Origin of the sequence: Alteromonas aestuariivivens (assembly GCF_003367475.1) — a bacterium.
Taxonomy (GTDB): Bacteria; Pseudomonadota; Gammaproteobacteria; order Enterobacterales; family Alteromonadaceae; genus Alteromonas; species Alteromonas aestuariivivens.
Window position 1 is genome coordinate 171,583 of sequence record NZ_QRHA01000001.1, and the last position, 19,380, is coordinate 190,962.

Below are 19,380 nucleotides of genomic sequence, written 5' to 3' on the forward strand. Positions count from 1 at the left end.
GAGAGATTGAGTGGGCGTTCTAATTTTTCCGGATACTGATTTTTTTGACCGGGCTGGCGGTGTTCTGGCTCAGTTGCACCAGACGGTTAAACTGACGAAGGGACAACATCATGGCATAAATTCCCATCAGCATGCCGCTCTCATGGAGCGAAACCAGTGTTTCGGCCGGTAGTTGCTGAAAGCGGGGTTCGTTTATTGAAAGCAGCCCTTCGAGAGTATGGGTTTCCCCATCTGCGCCTGTGCAGGTGACGCTAATTGGCGATAGCAAGTCCAGTTTTTGCAGCTCGGCAATAAAGGCTGCACTCATTTTCAGGCCGCCGGACAACTGGGCAATTTTCTCCTGATACCCTTTGAGCATCGGCATGGCGCTGCCGTCAGAACCAAATAGAGGCGCACCTGCACTATTGATGCAGCCCGCGTTTTCGTCAATCAACAACAGGGTGTGTTGTTGCCGGGTAGTGAAGTGGAACGGGTAGCTTTGAATAGTCAAGGGGACAGCGTGCCCCATCCATTGTCCGCTGTGGTGAAACAGGTTTTGTGCAGGCCCGAACCCCAGTAAAGCACTCAGTGCCGGGGGCAGATTGTCGGTGCCCTTAAGTGCCACGATTGGCATGCAGCCAGACAGGGATGCGAGTTCACTGAATGCAATGGCAACTGCTCCTGAGTGGGCGCTGTGAGCGTAGCTCTTGTCTTCGAGCAGGCCCAGATTGCGGTGCTGTTCGCTGTTAAGTGGGGTTAGAGTGCTGTTGTCGGACATGGCAAATACTCACATATTTTTATTGTTGTTCTTGGTAATGAATTCGATCAGGGTACGGTGCGAAGGCAGATTTCTCGATAACTGTTCGCTAAGCACGCGATTGAGGGAAAACTGGCGTTGTGCCTGTTCGGTATCCTGAAGTGTCCGCGCCAGAAACGTCGGGTCTGTGCTTGCCTGCATTCCGTAAAGAATGTACCGGTAACTCTGGGCAGGGAACACCTCAGCAACATGACTGAAATCACTGTCCAGTGGTGGGCGGTAGCGCCACTCATCCAGCAAATCCAGCAGCGGAGCAGGGATGGTGTCTTCATTGCGGTTGGCCCGCCAGAATGCTTCGTCCCGGTTGCTGAGCACATAATGCAGTTTCAGAAAGGCAATCGTTTGCTGCCACTGGTACTCCAGTATCTGGTTGAAGCGTCTGGCAACCTTGTTCATCACCTGGATGGTGGCAGGGAGCTGGTCGGTCAGCAAGGTGGCGCTGCGTTCAATCAACATCAGTGCCGACGCTTCGAGAGGTTCCAGAAAACCGGCAGACAAGCCAATTGCGACACAGTTCTTGTGCCAGAAGCGCTTGCGATAACCTGTGGAGAAACGAATCTCGCGAACGGAGGTGTTACCTGTTTCGTCGCCGAGATAGTTCAGTAACTGGGCCGTGGCCTGGTCCGTGGAAAGGTAATGGGTGCTGAATACGTGGCCCACGCCACGACGGTTCTGCAGGCCAATGTCCCAAATCCAGCCGGCAGACTGTGCGGTCGACTGGGTATAACACTTTATGGGCTGATGCGGGTCGGAGTAAGGTTGCTGGCAAACCAGCGCACAATCGGCAAACAGGGTATCCGAACAATCCTGCAGTTCCACATTCAGCGCTTCGCCAATCAACAGGCCTTTGAATCCACTGCAATCCACAAACAGCTGGCCACTGATCGGGCCGTGTTTGCTGGTGTGTACCGCTTCAATTCCCTGGTTGTCGGACATCACCACATGGTTCACGTCATCTACAATATGCTGAACGCCGAGCTGTGTAACGGCATGATCCCGTAAAAGCTGCACAAAAAGCCCTGCGTCAAGGTGGTAGCCATAGTTGGCACTTTGACCGTTGTTGTCCTGCAACGGCCTGGGTCCAAGGCCAAGTTCACAAATGTGTGGCTGAAAGCACACGTCATCTGCGTAGCTGCCGGTGGCGTAGCCGCTTAACCAGTAAGGTGTAATATCAATGCGTGCAGAGCCCTGCGGAGCGCTGAATGGGTGATAGTAACTGTCGCCACTGGCGTTTCGATGCCAGTCAACAAATTTACTGGCCTGTTTGAAAGCGGCATTTGCGCGGGAAAACAACTGCTGCTCGCTGATGCCGATGCGGGCCAGTGTTGCCCGCATGGTGGGCCAGGTGCCTTCGCCCACGCCAATTGGTGCAACTGTGTCTGATTCAATCAGGGTGATTTTCATCTCTTGCGGCGCAGATTTTACGCCGCGGTGTTTGGCAGCCAGCAGGCAGGCCGTTAGCCAGCCTGCGGTGCCGCCGCCCACAATAACAATGTGTTTGACGCTATTGCCCATTCACCATTACGCCTCTTGGGTTAGATTGTCCACGTTGCTGTGGCCCATCAACCGGCCTCGCCATTGGGCTGATTGGCCAAACACAAGGCGGTTCACTGTCAGTGCTACAGTAATACAGCTCACCAGGGTGACCAGCATCAGGTGAATGTAATGTAAGCCAAACGGCGCGTGGACGAAACTGAAAAACGCATAGAGCGCGACACCAAAAATGACCGAGAAGATCCCTGCATAGGGGTTCACATTGTTGAACAGCAAGCCAACGATGAAAATAGACAGAATTGGCATACTCATCAAACCCCAGAGCTGTTGCAGCAGGTTAATGATGCTTTCCGCCTGTGCATAAACCGGCACCATCAGCAAAGATACTATCGTCAGCAGTGCGGTAACGATGCCGCCCAGACGGGCCACCTTGGGAGATTTATTAATATAGGCCTCGTGAATGTCACACACATACAAGGCGGTGGCGGAATTGAGGTTGCTGTTGTAGGTTGTGAGTACGGCGGCCGCCAGTGCTGCTGCAAACATACCTGACAGCCAATCCGGCAATACGTCGCCGACCAGGGTGCCGTAGGCTGCGTCGTTAATGTCGCCATACAGTTTGTAGGAAATGATACCCGGTACCACAATGATCGCAGGCACAATGATAAATCGGATAATGGCCGCAGCGTACACGCCTTTTTGCGCTTCTTTCAGACTGGGAGCTGCCATGGCCCGTTGGGTAATGGTCTGGTTAGTGCTCCAGTAAAATGTCTGGATGAAGATCATACCGGTAAGCAGGGTGTGCCAGGGCAGGGGGGAGTCACTGTCGCCTATCAGGGAGAGGCGTTCTTTAGGGATGCCGGAAAAGTCAAAATCAATGGCAACTAATGCCAGAACCATTACCAGAATGGCCATTGCCAGCAACAATACACCCGAGTAGGTGTCGGATACCGCAACCGCTCGAAGGCCTCCGAATATGGCGTACAAAGCGCCGACAAGCGCAAACGCAGTGGCAACCCACATCAGTGGCAGGTCGAGGCCGAACATGCTGATCATGAACAGTGAGCCGGAATAGATTACCGCCGGCATGAAAATCAGGCTTGAGCCGAGGAAAAACAGCAGGCCGATAAGAGCACGTATGTGTTTGTTGTTATAACGTTTTTCCAGCAGTTCAGTGGTAGTGGTGCACTGATAGTGGTAGTAAACCGGCAAAAAAACCTTGGCCAGAATCATCAGCCCGGCAACCGCAGCGAATTCCCACCAGGCCAGCAAGGCCATCTGATTGCCGTTCATGCCCACCAGTTGATCGGTGCTGAGGTTGGTGAGTGTGATGGAGCCGGCCACGAATATCCAGGTCAACCCGCCGCCAGCCAGAAAGTATTCTTTGTTTTCGCTGGAACTACTGTGGCCGTGACCACGACATTTGAGATAGGTCAGTAAACCAATTAAGGCTGTGACAATAATAAAAACAAGGACTTGGGTAACAGTGCCCGACACAGGAAACTCCTTACTCGAAAACAACAAAAGGGGGCGCGGAGCCCCCTGTTAATGACTAACTTTTTTAGAAAGTAGCCCGTACGCCCAGAGCGTAACGTGCGCCATCGTCTACCAGCTGCACAAACTGCTCCTGGTAGCGACCGTAGCGATGCAGTTCTTCACCGGTTACGTTAATGCCTTCGAAGAATACTGTGAAGGTCTCATTGATGTCGTAACTGGCGCTTACATCCACCTGAGTGTAGGTGTCAGTGAAGCGAGGCTCGATACCACCCAGCGGGCTGACCAGATCCTGCATGAACGCTTCGCGGTTGTTCAGGGCAACACGGGCCTGGAAGGCATCTTTTTCGTAGAATACCGTCAGGTTTTGTGAGTCACCCAGACCAGGCAGTGCGAAAATCTGGTTTGTGTTGCTGGCATCAAATTCTGCATCACTGTTTACAAAAGTAGCGTTGGCCTGAATACCAAAACCGCTTTCCAGTGTGTGCAACCAGGCAATTTCCAAACCGTCTACATTGGCCACTTCACCGTTACGAGGGCGGCGAACGTCAAAGTCGTAGGCTCCGCTGTCCAGGTTCAGGGTTTCAGACTCAACGGTAGCGATAATGAAGTCTTCCACTTCTTTCTGGAAGAAGGCCGCCGCCAGGTAACTGGTGTCGTCGTAGTACCATTCTGCTGAAACATCCCAGTTGGTGGAAAGGAATGGTTTCAGTTCGGTGTTACCTGCCTGGGCCTGCAACTGGTTAGGACGGGCCACGGTAACGTTGAACACCGGTACCATGTCACCCATGGTAGGACGGGTAAGAGTCTGGGAGAATCCAAAGCGCAGCATGAACTCGTCGGTTACAGCCAGTTTAGCGTTCAGGTTAGGCAACAGGTTGCTGTAGCTGGCACTTTCTTCGATGATATCGCCCACTTCCGTTTCGTACACCACATTCAGGTCGGACGGGTCATTAGGAATGGGTTCCAGATCTTTTACAATCTGACCAATGCCGCTGACGCTGGTGTCTGTTTCGCTGTAACGGAAGCCGAAGTTGATATCCAGAGGCATATCAGCAACTTCAGTCGCAAAGAAGAACTGTGCATAGGTGCTGAACACTTCTTCGCTCACGGTGAATGAGTCGTTACCCAGCGGTGGGTTGTCGAGGTTGGTGGCAGCAAGTGCAGCCTGAACATCGCTCAGAGCCTGCCCGGTTGCGTCGGCAATTTGCTGTGCCGCAGCGTCGGAAGTTGCGTACTCAAAGAAGGCTTCCGGGTCGTAAGTCAGCCACTGGTTCGGTACGCCGCCAAAGAAGTTTTGTGCACTGAACTCAGACAGGTAATCGTCTGGCAGGTCGAACTGATAACCGCAGTAAATGTTACAGGCACTGGCAAAACGTCGCTGGTTTTGCTTCTCACGGTCCTGGAAGTAGACGCCGAATTCCATTTTGCTGAATACGGTCAGTTCTTCCGGTATCCAGGTGAAATCCGCGCGGTATTCGTTGATCGTATCTTCGGTATCAAAGCCATTGCGCTCGTTGTAGTGCATGCGGCCTGCAGGTTTGTTCAGCAACGCTTCTGAGCCACCGTTTACGGTAAGAGACGGTACAGAACCGCTGTAATCAATGCTGTAATCGTTGTTGTAACCGACAACAGTGAAGTAGTTTCTTCCACCGCTGTTGTCTTCTGCAGTTGAGGTAGAAATGTCAAACTCACCGGACAGGGTGTCGCTGATGATCCATTCGAAATTAGCACCGAATGCCTGAATGGTAACATCACGGCCGTAGCGACGCTGAATGAAGTCAGTAGCACCACCTACGCCGCCAACCACAGTGCTGTCCATGCTGGCCACACTGCCGTTTTCGGTAAATTCCAGGTTATCCAGGTTGCTGTCTGAGAACCAGTGGCCCACGCTGCTGGCATCGGAGTCGACTTCAAACTTGGAAATCATACCGTCCAGGGTCAGTGTCATATTGTCATTGGGCATGTATTGGCCCACCAGGGTAGCCGTTGTGCGCTCCCGATCTGCCATGTCAACGATTTGGTCGAAGTTCTGTGGCACGTAAACGTCATTGAACTGTGCAGTCTCTGCATACGCAGGGTTATCCAGTTCTGAGCGGTTGGTCAGGCTTACACCCGGGCGCCAGTAGCGGGTCTCGAGAACATTGGTTTGTGATTTACGCTGCTGGAATGACGCAGAAGCCAATACGCCAATGGTGCCATCGGCAAAGGTGTTCGACACCAGGCCGGACATCTGCGGAGTCACTTCCTCAGCAACATCCTCGTACATACCTTTTACGCTGGCAGCAGCTTTGAAGCCATCAAAGTCGAAAGGGCGAGCGGTGGTCAGTTCTACGGTGGCACCTATGCCGCCTTCCTGCATAGAAGCCATCGGGCTCTTGTAAACGTTTGCACCGCTGATGAGTTCGGCAGGCAGAGTATCAAAACTGAAAGCACGCCCCTGGTTTTCGGTTGCAAGCTGACGGCCGTTAACCAGTACGGTGTTGAATTCAGGGCCAAAGCCGCGCACGGTAATGAACTGACCTTCGCCGCCGCTTCTGTCAATGGCTACACCGGTAATGCGTTGCAGTGATTCTGCAACGTTCTGATCCGGGAATTTACCCAGGTCTTCGGCGGTGATGCCATCGGAAACTACGTCGGAAGCTTTTTTGTCCAGCATGGAAGCTTTCAGTGAGCTGGTAAAGCCTCGAACTTCGATCACTTCCACAACATTCTCGGAAGATGCTGGAGTCTGTGCAAGGGCAACGGGTGCTTGTAGGGCTGACGCAATCGCAATTCCCACAAGGGTGCGTTTGGACAGAGGGTTGGTGCGAGACGACATGGTTGCTTTTGTCATAGTGTTTTCTCCGTGTGCAGGCAATTATTTATCCTATTTATATTATAAATAATGCAAAGCTGATGGATTACTGGATGAATTAACAATAAATTCACACACATTTTTCGCTAACAGTTTTTATGCTTTTTTAAGTTATTGAAATATATGTTTAAAATCAGAATTCTGGCTCGGTTAAACGTTTTCCTTATCTGATTTCAAGATACTAACACAACTTTTGGTTGTAATGACAATGTTAAGTAAAAAATTAGTTAAAAAAATTGACCAAAAATTAACCTGGCCGGGTTAACCGGCTCAGAGTTCGGTCTACCGCATCGCGCCAGCGGGCGTAAGCCTGGTCACGTTCACCTTTACTAAGGCGCGGTTTGAATCGGGTTTCGCATTGCCACTGGCGCGTTACCTGATCAACGGAAACATAGATCCCCGCCTGGTGCCCGGCCAGGTAGGCGGCACCCAATGCTGTGGTTTCGGTTACTTTGGGGCGCTCGACTTCAGCACCAAGAATGTCGGCGAGAAAGCCCATAACCCAGTCGTTGTTCGACATGCCACCATCCACCCGTAACGTGGTCGGGCGTGCACCGTCACTTTCCATGGCTTTTTGCAGATCCTTGGTTTGATAACACACAGACTGCAGGCCAGCGGCAACCAGTTCGTTGATTCCGGTATCCCGGGTAAGGCCGAAAATTGCGCCGCGGGCGTCCGGGTCCCAGTAGGGAGCCCCTAATCCGGTAAAGGCGGGAACCAGAAAAACTCCGCTGTCCTGCCGTGCACTTTTAGCCAGTGCTTCACTTTCAGATGCACTGGAAAGCAGTTTCAGACCGTCGCGAAGCCACTGCACGGTGGCACCTGCCATGAATATGCTGCCTTCCAGAGCATAATGAGTTTTACCGTTGATCCGGTAGGCTACGGTGGTCAGCAGTCTGTGGCTGGATTTTAGCGGAGTTTCACCGGTATTGAGCATCATGAAACAGCCGGTGCCATAGGTACTTTTTGCCATGCCTTTTTCAAAGCAGGCCTGGCCTACGAGCGCCGCCTGCTGATCCCCGGCCACGCCCTGAATGGGAATGGGGTGTCCCAGCCATTCGGCATCAATGCTACCGAATTCGGCAGCGCTGTCTTCGACGGTGGGTAACATTGCGGCAGGGATGTTAAATGCTTTTAGCAGCCTTTCGTCCCATTGCTGGCGATGAATGTCGAAAAGCATGGTACGGGACGCGTTGGTGGCATCGGTTTTATGGCTTTGCCCCTTCGTAAGCCGCCAGATCAGGAAAGTATCTATGGTACCGAACAGCAGTTCTCCGCGTTCAGCCTTATCTCTTGCACCGTCAACTTCATCGAGGATCCACTGGATTTTGGTCGCGGAAAAATAGGGATCAACCAGCAAGCCGGTTGCTTCTGTAATATAGGAGGTGAGCTCGTTGTCCTGGCTGATGGATTTGCATCGAGCCGAGGTGCGCCTGTCCTGCCAAACTATTGCAGGATAAATTGGCTCGCCGGTATTCCGGTCCCAAACGAGCGTGGTTTCACGCTGATTGGTTATACCAGCAGTGGCAATATCGGCCGGCGTTAAGCCAGATTCGTTGAATACATCGCGAAGCGTTGTCAGAACGCTGGACCAGATTTCCCCGGCATCGTGTTCAACCCACCCTTCTTGGGGATAGTGTTGCGGAAATTCCTGCTGTGCGATGGATTTGATTGTTCCATCAGCAGCGAAAATGATAGCTCTCGAACTGGTTGTGCCCTGATCTATCGCCAGTATGTACTTATCCAAAACGGCCTCCTTAGTATCGCAAGGGGCGATAGTGCACGATTTACAGTAAATTAACAACATTAAATTTTCGATATCGAACATTTTGTGTTCGTTACCGCGTTTTTTGTTCCGGCTATTCAGGTATACTCAACAAAAAACTACCAGAGGTTTGCCATGAATCAGGCACAGCGACATGAAAAGATTGTCGATTTGATCAAGCAGCAGGGCTTTATGTCCATTGATGAACTTGTCGAACGGTGTGAAGTAACGCCCCAGACTATTCGACGGGATCTTAATCAACTTGCCGAAGGCGGTGTGGTGTGCCGCTATCATGGTGGGGCAGGCATCAATAAGAGTTGGGAGAACACACCTTACCAGGAAAGAAAATCCTACAACCGGCAGGTAAAGGAACGTATAGCTATCGCCGTTGCGAATATGATCCCCGATGGAGCTTCGTTGTTTATCAATATAGGCACCACTACGGAGATGATCGCGACCAAGTTGCTGAACCATAAGAATTTGCATGTTGTGACCAACAATCTGCACGTAGCCAGCATCTTATCGGCAAAGGAAGATTTTACCGTAATCATTGCCGCAGGTGAGGTTCGCTATCGTGACGGTGGAATCATCGGCGAAGCAACCTGTGATTTTATCAGCCAGTTCAGAATGGATTTTGGCATTATCGGGATAAGCGGGATCAGTAGCGACGGCGCATTGCTCGACTTTGATTTTCGTGAGGTGAAAGTTTCCCAGGCGATTCTTAAACACACCCGCAAAGCCATACTGGCTGCTGATTACAGCAAGTTCGAGCGTCACGCCATGGTTGAGCAGGGGCACTTGTCACAGGTGGATTACCTTGTTTGTGACAAAACGCCGCCCGCGCCAATCTCAAAAATCATCAAGGAAAATAATATTACGTTCGTAAAGGCGTGAATGTTTTCTTAAATGTTCGTTTGTGTTGACATGTTTTCGTTTTGGCGTTCAAATGCTCACATTGTTGATGTGAATATAAGGTTGCAATTGTGAGTGAGCGCTCAGGAAAGGAATACGATGTTGACCTGCTGGTGATTGGGGGTGGGGTGAACGGTACCGGAATCGCTGCAGACGCAGCGGGGCGGGGGTTGTCTGTGCTGCTTTGTGAAAAAGGTGACTTGGGCAGTGCGACTTCATCTTCCAGCAGCAAGCTGATTCATGGCGGGTTGCGCTACCTTGAACACTATGAATTTAAACTGGTGCGAGAGGCGCTGGCTGAGCGGGAAGTGCTCCTCGCCAAGGCCCCTCATATTATCTGGCCTTTGCGTTTCCGGTTGCCACATCAAAAACATCTTCGTCCGGAATGGATGATTCGGGCTGGGTTGTTCCTTTACGATTCGCTGGCAAAACGTAATGTATTGCCACGTTCCAGGAAGGTTAAAACCCATGCGCAAGGGCCATTGGTTGCGGATATAAAAACCTGCTTTGAGTATTCGGACTGTTGGGTAGACGATGCCCGGCTTGTGATCCTGAATGCCCTCGCCGCACGGGACCAAGGCGCTGACATCCGGCCACAAACGGAATGTGTTGGTGTTCAGCCAAACGGCAAATGCTGGCAGGTGACCCTTAAAAGCAAGGACGGAAGCAGCCAAACCGTTAAGGCCCGGGCATTGGTAAATGCGGCTGGGCCCTGGGCGGCTTCGTTTTTGGAACGGGTGAGCGGCAACGTGCAAAAGCAATCTATGCGCATGGTGAAAGGCAGTCACATTATTGTTCCACGGCTGTACGATTCGGAAGAAGCCTACATTCTGCAAAACAAGGATGGCCGGATAGTATTTACCATTCCGTTTGAAGGTGACTTTACCCTGGTGGGAACCACCGATGAAGATTACACTGGCGATCCATCAAACGCATCCATTTCAGAAGCGGAAAAAGGCTACCTCATTGAAATTGTCAATCAGTATTTCAGGCACAAAATCAGTGCCGATGATATTGTGCATACTTACAGTGGCGTAAGGCCTTTACTTGAGGATGAATCGGCATCTGCGCAAACGCTGACCCGGGATTACCGCATTGAACTGAACAATGAGTCCGGACATCCGCCATTGCTCAATATATTCGGCGGCAAAATTACCACGTTCCGCACATTGTCCCAGAGTGCCGTGGATAAGTTAAAAGTCATCTTCCCGCGCATGAAAGCCAGTTGGACCCGTCGTCCGGCCCTGCCCGGAGGCAGTTTTTCCAGCCATGGCCAGCTTGAATCTGATTTACGGGTCCAGTATCCCTGGTTGCCTGAAGAGTTGTGCGCACGCTATGTGCGCCAATACGGTTTGCTGTGTCATAAGTTTCTGGCCGGTAAGTCGCAACTTTCTGCTATGGGGCAGGATTTTGGTGCAGGCCTTATGCAGGCCGAGGTGGATTATCTGATAGAGGAAGAATGGGCCAGCTGCGCGGAAGATATTCTTTGGCGCAGGACCAAGCAGGGCCTGCGCTTGTCAGGCGAGCAGGTTAAGGTACTGGAGACCTATCTGTCTGAGCGCCGGTGCAGTAGAGCGGAGTTATCCGCTCGGCCTGCTGTCGGGGCTGCCTGACAGGGCTACATTTACCTAGTTTTTACAGGTCGATGATATGTACACAGAGGCAACTCTGTTGCAATGTCGCTTACAAAGGTAACTTTCTTACATGACACGCCGACCGACGGTTTAATAAAAGAAAGGGCTCTAAATAGAGCCCCAATTAGACGTAATCGCTGATCAATTTACCGGTAATGTAAGGGCGCCGGTTTCAAACTGGCCGTCTTTAGTCTCATAGGCGTACTCAAACTGGATGGTGTTTTGCGATGAATCGGTGTTGTCATACATATATTCAGACATGGAGACACGCAGCCAATAAGTGTCGTCATCAAGGCTGCTGCCCGTCACAACTCTGCCATAGTCATAACTTGAAATAATATTTTCGTTGTAAGCAAAGTTGGCTATATAAGCAGTTGAGTTCGAGTAGTAGTTCAGTTCCCCGTCTCTGACAATCTCATAAAAGTCATTTTCACCAGTAACGGTGCCCTGTGAAGTGACAATTCGTTTGGTGAGAGTGAAGTATTGTAGGCTACTCGCGCTCAGAGGCAGGTACAGGTAAACCGAATCGCGACCGTTAAAAGGTGATGCGCTTTCTCCTGCGGTATTGAAAGGGGTAATGATTTCACCCTGCGTCCAGTAGTTGTTGTTGTCGAGCACCAGTTCCGAAATATCAAAGGCCGTATCTGAAGTGATGGAGGCTTTGAAATCAACGGTATCATTGTACAAGTCCACCAGTAGTTGCTGGTCGATAAGGTTAAGGAAACCAATATTGTACTTATAATTGAAGGTGGGTAATAAGGGATCTGTCGGAGTGATAGTTAAGCGTGTGTTTCCGAGCGAAAGTACTGCGCTCGTTTCCTGAAGGCGTTGCAACTGGGATACTTGGCTGGAGCCGTCAAGCAGCAGGTCGGTATCACTGTCATTGCCTCGAACCACGGAGTAGCTTCCTAACTGATAGAATGATATTGCATTGTCTTGCACGCTGATTGGGTGAGAGTAATAGAGGGTGTAAACCCCGGTTTCGGTATCAATGTGTTCGGCAATTAACTCCAGTTCCGCATCGGGAAAGCCTTCCCGAAGTTCAACAGGAATGTTCACCTGTTCGGCTAAGTCTGTTTCGTAATTGAGGTAACCATTGGCATTGCTTGAGTTGATCCGCAAGGTGTCATCATAAGGGGTAGCGTAAATGATGGCTGACTCATACATCACCCCGTTCTCTTCCAGCGACGGGATAACCAGACGAAGCTGGTCATTGGAATATCGGTCGTAATTTACGGTAATGACGTGTTGGCCACTGGCTTCGTCGTAGCTCGATACCACTTCTTCGTTATTTTCATCGTCAATCATCACCTTCGCTGTGGTCAGAGGGTTAAAATCGTTATCAAGAATGGATAGTCGAAATTCAATTTGAGAAAGGGCTTCGTCCAGAGCATAAAGATAAACGGTATCAACCGGGTACTGGTTTATATCCTGAAGGTACAGGTTTGTTGCATCGGAATAGGGCGAGTCTTCCCTGCGGTAGTCCGCTTCACCGTCGCCGTCAACATCCAGAGAAGCATACAATGATGTATTAATGCTTTTGGGGATGGTAATTGAATAAAGTCCGGTGGTTTCATCGTATGTTGACTCAGATCGATATTCAGGGGCAATGCTACCGCTGGCTGAATAGAGACTGCTGGTGAACTGCAAATCCGGCACAGGTGAATTGTTGCTGGTAAGTATTTCAAAACTGACCGTAAGTGGCTCGGAAATAAGCAGTACGCCGATATCTTGATAGCCAACGGAACTCTGTGTATGGGGTGTTTCTCCGGAATAGACATTGGTAAGGAATTCGCCTGATTCATCAGTAAGTACGATATCAATGGCTGAGGAGGTTGGCAGGCCGGAAATTTCAAAAGTACCGTCTTCGGAGCTTAACGCCTTGCCGAGTTCAGTTGTCCCTGCAGATACGGTTACCGTAATGCCTGCCAGAACGCTGACCGTTCCGGCTTCCCTGACTGCACCACGCAGAGTAATGGTAGGCCCAACAGGGGTGATATCGAGTTCATTGATGGCATTGACGATGTCGTTGTTATTGTTGTTGTCTTCCACTTCAATACAGGCGGTTAACAGCAATGAGGCTAGCAGGCCGATCGCGCCGGTGCGGAGTACTTTCATTGTTTTGTCCTTAAATTACATCTATAGATAAGGACCGAGTACGACAGGGTGGTCTAAAGCAGACAGACAACTTGCGGATGAAATATCTTCCTTTTGTCACTACATCGGACTCCATCCGAAGTCGTATTATGCCTAGGTTTGGTATCAATTTAAATACCGTTTTTTTAATCTAATTAATAGTTTATTTACTAAATTTTGTATCAGTGGCCGGATGTGGCCCAGCATCAGTTTTAGGTTTACTGGATTCCCGAACTGCCCGGCAAGGCGTGAAATGTCGTACCAGACGAATTTGTCGAAAAACGCGGTTGACATATAGACGTCTATACGGCAAATTGACCACATGAAAACAATTATTAGCACCACCGGCATGATTATTACCACCTCTTTGAGGGCGGTCGCTGGCTAGTGCGCATTTGCAACAGACACCGAAAGCCCGCCCTCTCAGAGAGCGGGTTTTTTTTTACCCTGTGTCTGTCAGAATGTGGTGTGTTGAAGGTTACAAACCGAAAGGAGCAATAGATGAAAGTATTAAAGTTTGGTGGGTCCTCTCTGGCCGATGCACAGCGGTATCTTCGTGTCACCGAGATCAGTACCACGACCCATCAGACCGAAGGTGCTGCGGTAGTTTTATCGGCTCCCAAAGGCGTGACTAACGCGCTTTCTTCCCTGTGTGAGCAGGCTGCAGCCAACGAAGATTATCTGCCTCTATTTATTAAATTACAGCAAACCGTGGAAGGTATTGCCCAGGAACTGTCCCAGGAGTTGCCGGATTTTGCAGTACAGAGTGTTAGCGAGTACATCCAGTCGCATCTGTCCTCTTTAAAACAACAGCTTGAAGGCATCAAATTGCTGGGTTGTGCGCCAGATGAAGTGGCCGCCGGTATTTTGAGTATTGGTGAGTACATCAGTGTTACGCTGTTCAGTGCAATCCTGAGTGCCAAAGGCATCGCCAACCGGATTATCGACCCTGTGCAATACATTCTGGCTGAAGGGGATTACCTCGACAGCATCGCCGATGTAGCGTTGAGCAAGGCCCGGTTTTCCGATGTTGTGACCGACGGCAGCCAATTGCTGGTGATGCCGGGTTTTGTGGCGGCCAACGAAGGTGGTGAAAAAGTTACGTTAGGCAGAAACGGGTCGGATTACTCTGCCGCAATACTGGCAGCCTGTATCGATGCAAGCTGCTGTGAGATCTGGACTGATGTGGACGGTGTGTACAACGCCGATCCCAACCAGGTGGAAAATGCGGTTTTGCTGGACAAACTGACGTACCAGGAAGCCATGGAGCTGTCCTACTTTGGCGCTAAGGTGTTGCATCCCAAAACCATCGGCCCCATTGCCCAGCACCACATTCCATGCCTGATTCGTAACACCCTGAACCCTTCTGCACCAGGTACGTTGATCAGTAATGAAGCCAGTGAAATCTGGACATCGGTGAAGGGGATCTCGCAGCTGGACAACATCACCATGTTCAACGTCGCCGGACCGGGACTGAAAGGCATGGTGGGCATGGCAAGCCGTGTATTTGAAGTAATTTCTAACGCCAACATCTCTATCAGCCTGATCACACAGTCCAGCTCTGAGTACAGCATCAGCTTCTGTATTCAAAGTAAAGATGCAGGCAAAGCTCTGAATTTACTGGAAGATGCATTTGCCTTGGAATTGCAGAATCAGCTTTTGGACCCCATTGAAGTGCGTCACGACCTTGCGATTGTCACCCTGGTTGGCGATGGTATGCGCCATACCAAAGGCCTGGCTGCACGGTTTTTCAGCGCCCTTTCCCAGGCCCGGGTGAACAATGTGGCCATTGCGCAAGGTTCCTCTGAGCGTTCCATTTCTACCGTTATTGAAGCCAAGCGCGCCAAAAAGGCTGTACGAGTGGTTCATCAGAACTTCTTTTCCGATCGCCACACCATTGACGTATTCCTGATAGGGTGTGGAAACGTGGGGCAGGAATTACTGGCTCAAATTGCCCGCCAGCAGGATGCATTGTTGCAACGCAATATTCAGCTTCGGGTATACGGGATTGCCAATAGCCGCAAACTTTTGCTCGATGCACAGGGCATTGATGTGGCGAATGACTGGCAGTCTTTGCTCAATGACTCGGAACACAGTTTTTCCATTGAACGGGTACATCAGTTTGTTAATGACAACAGTCTGGTCAACCCGGTCATTGTGGATTGTACCAGCCATGCAGGCATCGCGGCGCAATACGTAGAGATGATGGAAAACGGTTTCCATGTGGTTACGCCGAATAAAAAGGCCAATACCGACACCATGGCCTATTACCGCAAACTGCGCAAAACTGCGCTGGATACCAACCGTCAGTATCTGTACGAAACTACGGTAGGCGCAGGGCTTCCGGTTATCGACAACCTGCAGAAGCTGTTCAGTGCCGGTGACGTGCTGCACCGATTCGAAGGTATTTTGTCCGGCAGCCTGTCTTATGTTTTCGGTAAGCTGGAAGAGGGGATGACCCTTTCCCAGGCCACCACGCTGGCAAAGGAAAACGGCTATACGGAGCCCGACCCCCGGGACGACCTGAGTGGCATGGACGTAGCCCGGAAGCTTCTGATCATGGCGCGTGAGGCCGATTTAACGCTTGAACTGTCTGACATCGAGATTGAATCGGTGCTGCCCGCCGGTTTCGCCGAGTCCTGCAGCATTGATGAATTCATGCAGCAACTGCCACAGTTGGATGCGGATTTTGGTGCCCGGGTTGAAAAAGCGAAAGCAGAAAACAAAGTGCTGCGATACATTGGCAGCATTGAAGGAAACCGTTGTAAGGTTACGATTCAGGCAGTGCCCGCCAGTCATCCGTTGGCTGCGGTTAAAGACGGAGAGAATGCGCTGGCCATCAACAGTGATTACTATCAGCCAAAACCCTATGTTATCCGTGGTTACGGCGCAGGTGGAACAGTAACCGCAGCAGGTGTGTTTGCTGATATTCTTCGTACCATGCCCTGGAAGCAATCGGCCCATTGAGGTCAGGAGAGCAGTTATGAAAACAACCCGAGCATACGCACCTGCGTCTATTGGTAATGTCAGTCTTGGCTTCGACGTGTTGGGCGCTGCGCTGCAGCCGGTAGATGGTACTCCGCTGGGCGATGAGGTGGAAATAGTTGATGCTGAGCAATATCAGTTAACCGTTGCAGGGCCATTTGCACACAAGTTGCCGTCCGATCCGGACACCAACATCGTAACGCACTGTTACCATTATTTTATTGAGGAAATGGTTAAGGCCGGGCACACAGTGTCTCCGGTTGCGGTTACCCTGTTCAAAAACCTGCCAATCGGTAGTGGACTGGGTTCCAGTGCCAGTTCCATCGTTGCTGCTTTTTATGGCCTGAACGAGCATTTCGGGCAGCCTTTCTGCGAAGATGTACTGCTACTGATGATGGGAGAACTCGAAGGTCAGATCAGTGGCAGTGTTCACTACGATAATGTTGCCCCCTGCTACCTTGGAGGCATGACCCTGATGACCGGGCAAGCTGCGCCTGTGACGGTTTCTTTGCCGGTAATTCAGGACTGGTACTGGGTGATTTGTTACTCTGGGATCAGCGTTTCAACTTCAGCCGCCAGAAACATTCTGCCCAAAGAAGTACCAATGGCCACCGCACTTACGTTCGGCCGCCAGTTGGGCATTTTCGTGCATGCACTGCACAGTGGGGACGCAAAAATGGCCGCTGGTGTGATGCAGGATGTGATTGCCGAACCGTACCGAAAATCCCTCCTGCCCGGATTTGATGACGCCAGGGATTTTGCCATGCAAAGCGGTGCACTGGCGTTTGGAATCTCAGGGTCCGGGCCAACAGTGTTTGCGGTTTGCAACGACCGTCATACAGCCGAAGCCGTAGAGCAATGGCTGACAGAAAACTATATACAAAACGAAGATGGCTTTAGCCACGTATGTCGCATTCCTTCACAGGGTGCCTGCCAACAGCAAGTTGAAGAATAAGGTAAAAAAATAGTGGAACTGGTTAATTTAAAAGATGCGGGTGATACCGCCAGCTTCGCCGAGGCGGTGAAGCGTGGACTGGGTAAGAATCAAGGGCTGTATTTTCCGACCCGCATCCCGACTCTGGAAAATATCGACGACTTATTGAGTCGGCCGTTTGCAGAGCGCAGTATCGAAGTCTTAAAGGCCCTGATTGGTGATGAACTTCCGCAGGGCATGGTTGAAGCTGTAGTGAATGAAGCATTCACGTTTCCCGCCCCGGTAGAAAAAGTCACTGACAGTATCTATACCCTTGAACTGTTTCACGGCCCAACCCTCGCGTTTAAGGATTTTGGTGGCCGCTTTATGGCCCAGTGCCTTTCGCGATTGAGTGAAGGGCAACCTGTCACCATTCTGACGGCAACTTCCGGAGACACTGGTGCAGCCGTTGCCCACGCTTTTCATGGTATCGAAAACATCAACGTAGTGATCCTGTTCCCAGAAGGTAAAATCAGCCCGCTGCAGGAAAAGCTGTTTACCACACTGGGTGACAATATTCACACCGTTGCGGTAGACGGTGATTTTGATGCGTGTCAGGCGCTGGTAAAAACCGCATTTGATGATCCGGATGTACGTGAAGGCCTGCACCTGAATTCGGCCAATTCCATCAACATAAGCCGTTTGCTGGCACAGGTGTGCTATTACTTTGAAGCCGTGAGCCAGGTTCCTGAAGAAGAGCGCAGCAATCTGGTGATTTCGGTTCCCAGCGGAAACTTCGGAAATCTGACCGCCGGCATGATAGCTAAAACCATGGGGCTGCCGATCAAGCGCTTTATTGCAGCGACGAACCTGAATGATACCGTTCCCCGTTATCTGAAAACGGGTGAGTGGGCTCCAAAAGCTACGGTAGCTACCATGTCCAATGCCATGGACGTAAGCCAGCCAAACAACTGGCCACGGATTGAAGCACTGATTGAGCAGGGTTACCTGCCGGCGGATTGTCTGCGCGGCGAGTCGGTGGATGAAGAGTACACCCATCTGGCAATGCGCCAACTGGCTCAGTTGGGTTATACCAGTGAACCCCACGCTGCAGTGGCGTACCGTGCACTCAGTCACGATCTGAATGAGGGGGAAGTGGGGCTGTTCCTCGGAACCGCTCATCCGGCCAAATTCCGTGAAACGGTAGAGAATGTGCTTGGGCAGCCGCTCAGTCTGCCAAAGCCCTTGGCAGATGTTGCCGCCAAAACCAGTCTGGCAGTGCCGTTAAGCGCTGAATATGAAGATTTAAAGGCGCATATGCTGGCGTTGTTGAAAACCAAGTAATGAGCAACTGGGCGCAGGTACTCGAAGCTGAACAACAGCAGCCGTACTATCAATCCATGGTTGAACGGATTGCACAGGAACGGCAACAGGGAGTAGTGATTTTCCCGCCTGCACCGGAAGTATTCAGTGCTTTAACGCTGACCCCTCTGGAAACGGTGAAGGTGGTTATTTTGGGCCAGGACCCGTACCACGGGCCCGGACAGGCTCATGGATTATGCTTTTCTGTGAAACCCGGAATAAAGCCGCCGCCTTCGCTGGTTAATATTTACAAGGAATTGTCGACGGATATCGACGGATTTAAGATTCCTCAGCACGGCTTTTTGCAGGATTGGGCTACACAAGGAGTGCTGCTGCTCAATACCGTGTTGACGGTTGAGCAGGGTAAGGCACACAGTCACGCGAGGTATGGTTGGGAACGTTTTACCGACAAAGTCATAGATGCGGTAAACCAATACTGTGATGGTGTGGTGTTTCTGCTTTGGGGCAGCCACGCGCAAAAGAAAGGGCAGCACATTGACAGTGAGCGCCACCACGTATTGAAAGCGCCGCATCCTTCGCCGTTATCCGCGCACCGAGGGTTTCTGGGCTGCAAGCATTTTAGCAAAACCAACTCTATACTGCAGTCAAAGGGCAAAACCCCAATTAACTGGCAAGTATAAAGGGCTATGCCTTAACTGGCTTGAGGCCCTGAATTCTGGCTTAAAGCGCAGATAAAACGTAAAACGGCCACCTATGTGAGGTGGCCGTTTATGTATTTATCGTTGCATGGATTCCAGTTCGAACTCGAACCCGCAGTCCAGTTCGGCCAATTCCTTTTCCAGCTTGTATCTATCCTGCAGCGCTTCAATCTCTCTCCACTTGCGTTTTTTGCTTTTGGTTTTCGCTGAGTTGCTTTCAATGTCGAGCATGGCAAATAGATCTGCTTTATCCACGAGGATCTCCTTTTTGTTACCACTTACAACCGTGACAGATCGGCTGAACTTTCCTCTCTGCACATTTTTGTATCATAGCCACAAGCAAATTAAAATAACGTTATTTACTTTTAATTAA

Annotated in this window: 13 protein-coding genes; 6 read left to right on the forward strand and 7 right to left on the reverse strand. The window is 50.8% G+C overall.

What is annotated here, in order from left to right; all coding sequences use genetic code 11:
* Positions 1 to 19: 19 nt before the first annotated feature.
* The 5 genes from DXV75_RS00695 to glpK form a co-directional block, all read right to left on the reverse strand.
* Positions 20 to 757, reverse strand: coding sequence for a SapC family protein (locus DXV75_RS00695; protein ID WP_115591309.1), 738 nt, complete (start codon positions 755 to 757; stop codon positions 20 to 22).
* Between the two features lie 9 nt (positions 758 to 766).
* Positions 767 to 2,311 carry a tryptophan halogenase family protein gene (locus DXV75_RS00700; RefSeq protein ID WP_115591310.1) on the reverse strand — a complete coding sequence of 515 codons (1,545 nt, stop codon included), beginning with the start codon at positions 2,309 to 2,311 and terminating at the stop codon, positions 767 to 769.
* Between the two features lie 6 nt (positions 2,312 to 2,317).
* Complete coding sequence (locus DXV75_RS00705; protein ID WP_115591311.1) at positions 2,318 to 3,787, reverse strand: SLC5 family protein; 1,470 nt, start codon at positions 3,785 to 3,787, stop codon at positions 2,318 to 2,320.
* 64 nt (positions 3,788 to 3,851) lie between these two features.
* Positions 3,852 to 6,620, reverse strand: coding sequence for a TonB-dependent receptor (locus DXV75_RS00710; protein ID WP_115591312.1), 2,769 nt, complete (start codon positions 6,618 to 6,620; stop codon positions 3,852 to 3,854).
* Between the two features lie 268 nt (positions 6,621 to 6,888).
* Positions 6,889 to 8,388: a glycerol kinase GlpK gene (glpK, locus tag DXV75_RS00715; RefSeq protein ID WP_115591313.1), complete on the reverse strand. Its 1,500-nt coding sequence runs from the start codon at positions 8,386 to 8,388 to the stop codon at positions 6,889 to 6,891.
* Between the two features lie 153 nt (positions 8,389 to 8,541).
* Between glpK and DXV75_RS00720 the strand changes: the two genes are divergently transcribed.
* Both DXV75_RS00720 and glpD read left to right on the forward strand, forming a co-directional pair.
* A complete protein-coding gene (locus tag DXV75_RS00720; protein WP_115591314.1) occupies positions 8,542 to 9,300 on the forward strand; it encodes a DeoR/GlpR family transcriptional regulator in 759 nt (252 codons plus the stop codon).
* An 89-nt stretch (positions 9,301 to 9,389) separates the two neighbouring features.
* Positions 9,390 to 10,931, forward strand: a complete 1,542-nt coding sequence (gene glpD / locus DXV75_RS00725) for a glycerol-3-phosphate dehydrogenase (RefSeq protein ID WP_115591315.1) — start codon at positions 9,390 to 9,392, stop codon at positions 10,929 to 10,931.
* Positions 10,932 to 11,093: 162 nt separating this feature from the next.
* Here glpD and DXV75_RS00730 read toward each other — a convergent pair whose 3' ends face one another.
* A complete protein-coding gene (locus DXV75_RS00730; RefSeq protein WP_115591316.1) occupies positions 11,094 to 13,070 on the reverse strand; it encodes a hypothetical protein in 1,977 nt (658 codons plus the stop codon).
* Between the two features lie 519 nt (positions 13,071 to 13,589).
* Between DXV75_RS00730 and thrA the strand changes: the two genes are divergently transcribed.
* Genes thrA through ung form a run of 4 tightly spaced genes read left to right on the forward strand, consistent with a single transcriptional unit; the run spans position 13,590 to position 18,989 of the window.
* Positions 13,590 to 16,055 carry a bifunctional aspartate kinase/homoserine dehydrogenase I gene (thrA, locus tag DXV75_RS00740; protein ID WP_115591318.1) on the forward strand — a complete coding sequence of 822 codons (2,466 nt, stop codon included), beginning with the start codon at positions 13,590 to 13,592 and terminating at the stop codon, positions 16,053 to 16,055.
* Positions 16,056 to 16,071: 16 nt separating this feature from the next.
* Positions 16,072 to 17,028: a homoserine kinase gene (gene thrB / locus DXV75_RS00745; protein ID WP_115591319.1), complete on the forward strand. Its 957-nt coding sequence runs from the start codon at positions 16,072 to 16,074 to the stop codon at positions 17,026 to 17,028.
* Between the two features lie 12 nt (positions 17,029 to 17,040).
* The gene (gene thrC / locus DXV75_RS00750) at positions 17,041 to 18,330 is read left to right on the forward strand and encodes a threonine synthase (RefSeq protein WP_115591320.1); all 1,290 of its coding nucleotides are present in this window, start codon (positions 17,041 to 17,043) and stop codon (positions 18,328 to 18,330) included.
* Positions 18,330 to 18,989: a uracil-DNA glycosylase gene (gene ung / locus DXV75_RS00755; RefSeq protein ID WP_115591321.1), complete on the forward strand. Its 660-nt coding sequence runs from the start codon at positions 18,330 to 18,332 to the stop codon at positions 18,987 to 18,989. Before thrC ends, ung begins: the two co-directional genes overlap by 1 nt.
* A 96-nt stretch (positions 18,990 to 19,085) precedes the next feature.
* Here the strand turns inward: ung and DXV75_RS00760 are convergent, their stop codons facing one another.
* On the reverse strand, positions 19,086 to 19,262 hold the full coding sequence (locus tag DXV75_RS00760) for a DUF3545 family protein (protein ID WP_115591322.1): 177 nt from the start codon (positions 19,260 to 19,262) through the stop codon (positions 19,086 to 19,088).
* Between the last annotated feature and the right edge of the window lie 118 nt (positions 19,263 to 19,380).

Bases quoted from the DNA above. Each gene is read 5' to 3' on its own strand.
- DXV75_RS00695 (WP_115591309.1), bottom strand. From the start codon at position 757: ATGTCCGACAACAGCACTCTAACCCCACTTAACAGCGAACAGCACCGC.
- DXV75_RS00700 (WP_115591310.1), bottom strand. From the start codon at position 2,311: ATGGGCAATAGCGTCAAACACATTGTTATTGTGGGCGGCGGCACCGCA.
- DXV75_RS00710 (WP_115591312.1), bottom strand. From the start codon at position 6,620: ATGACAAAAGCAACCATGTCGTCTCGCACCAACCCTCTGTCCAAACGC.
- DXV75_RS00720 (WP_115591314.1), top strand. From the start codon at position 8,542: ATGAATCAGGCACAGCGACATGAAAAGATTGTCGATTTGATCAAGCAG.
- DXV75_RS00730 (WP_115591316.1), bottom strand. From the start codon at position 13,070: ATGAAAGTACTCCGCACCGGCGCGATCGGCCTGCTAGCCTCATTGCTG.
- thrA (WP_115591318.1), top strand. From the start codon at position 13,590: ATGAAAGTATTAAAGTTTGGTGGGTCCTCTCTGGCCGATGCACAGCGG.
- thrB (WP_115591319.1), top strand. From the start codon at position 16,072: ATGAAAACAACCCGAGCATACGCACCTGCGTCTATTGGTAATGTCAGT.
- ung (WP_115591321.1), top strand. From the start codon at position 18,330: ATGAGCAACTGGGCGCAGGTACTCGAAGCTGAACAACAGCAGCCGTAC.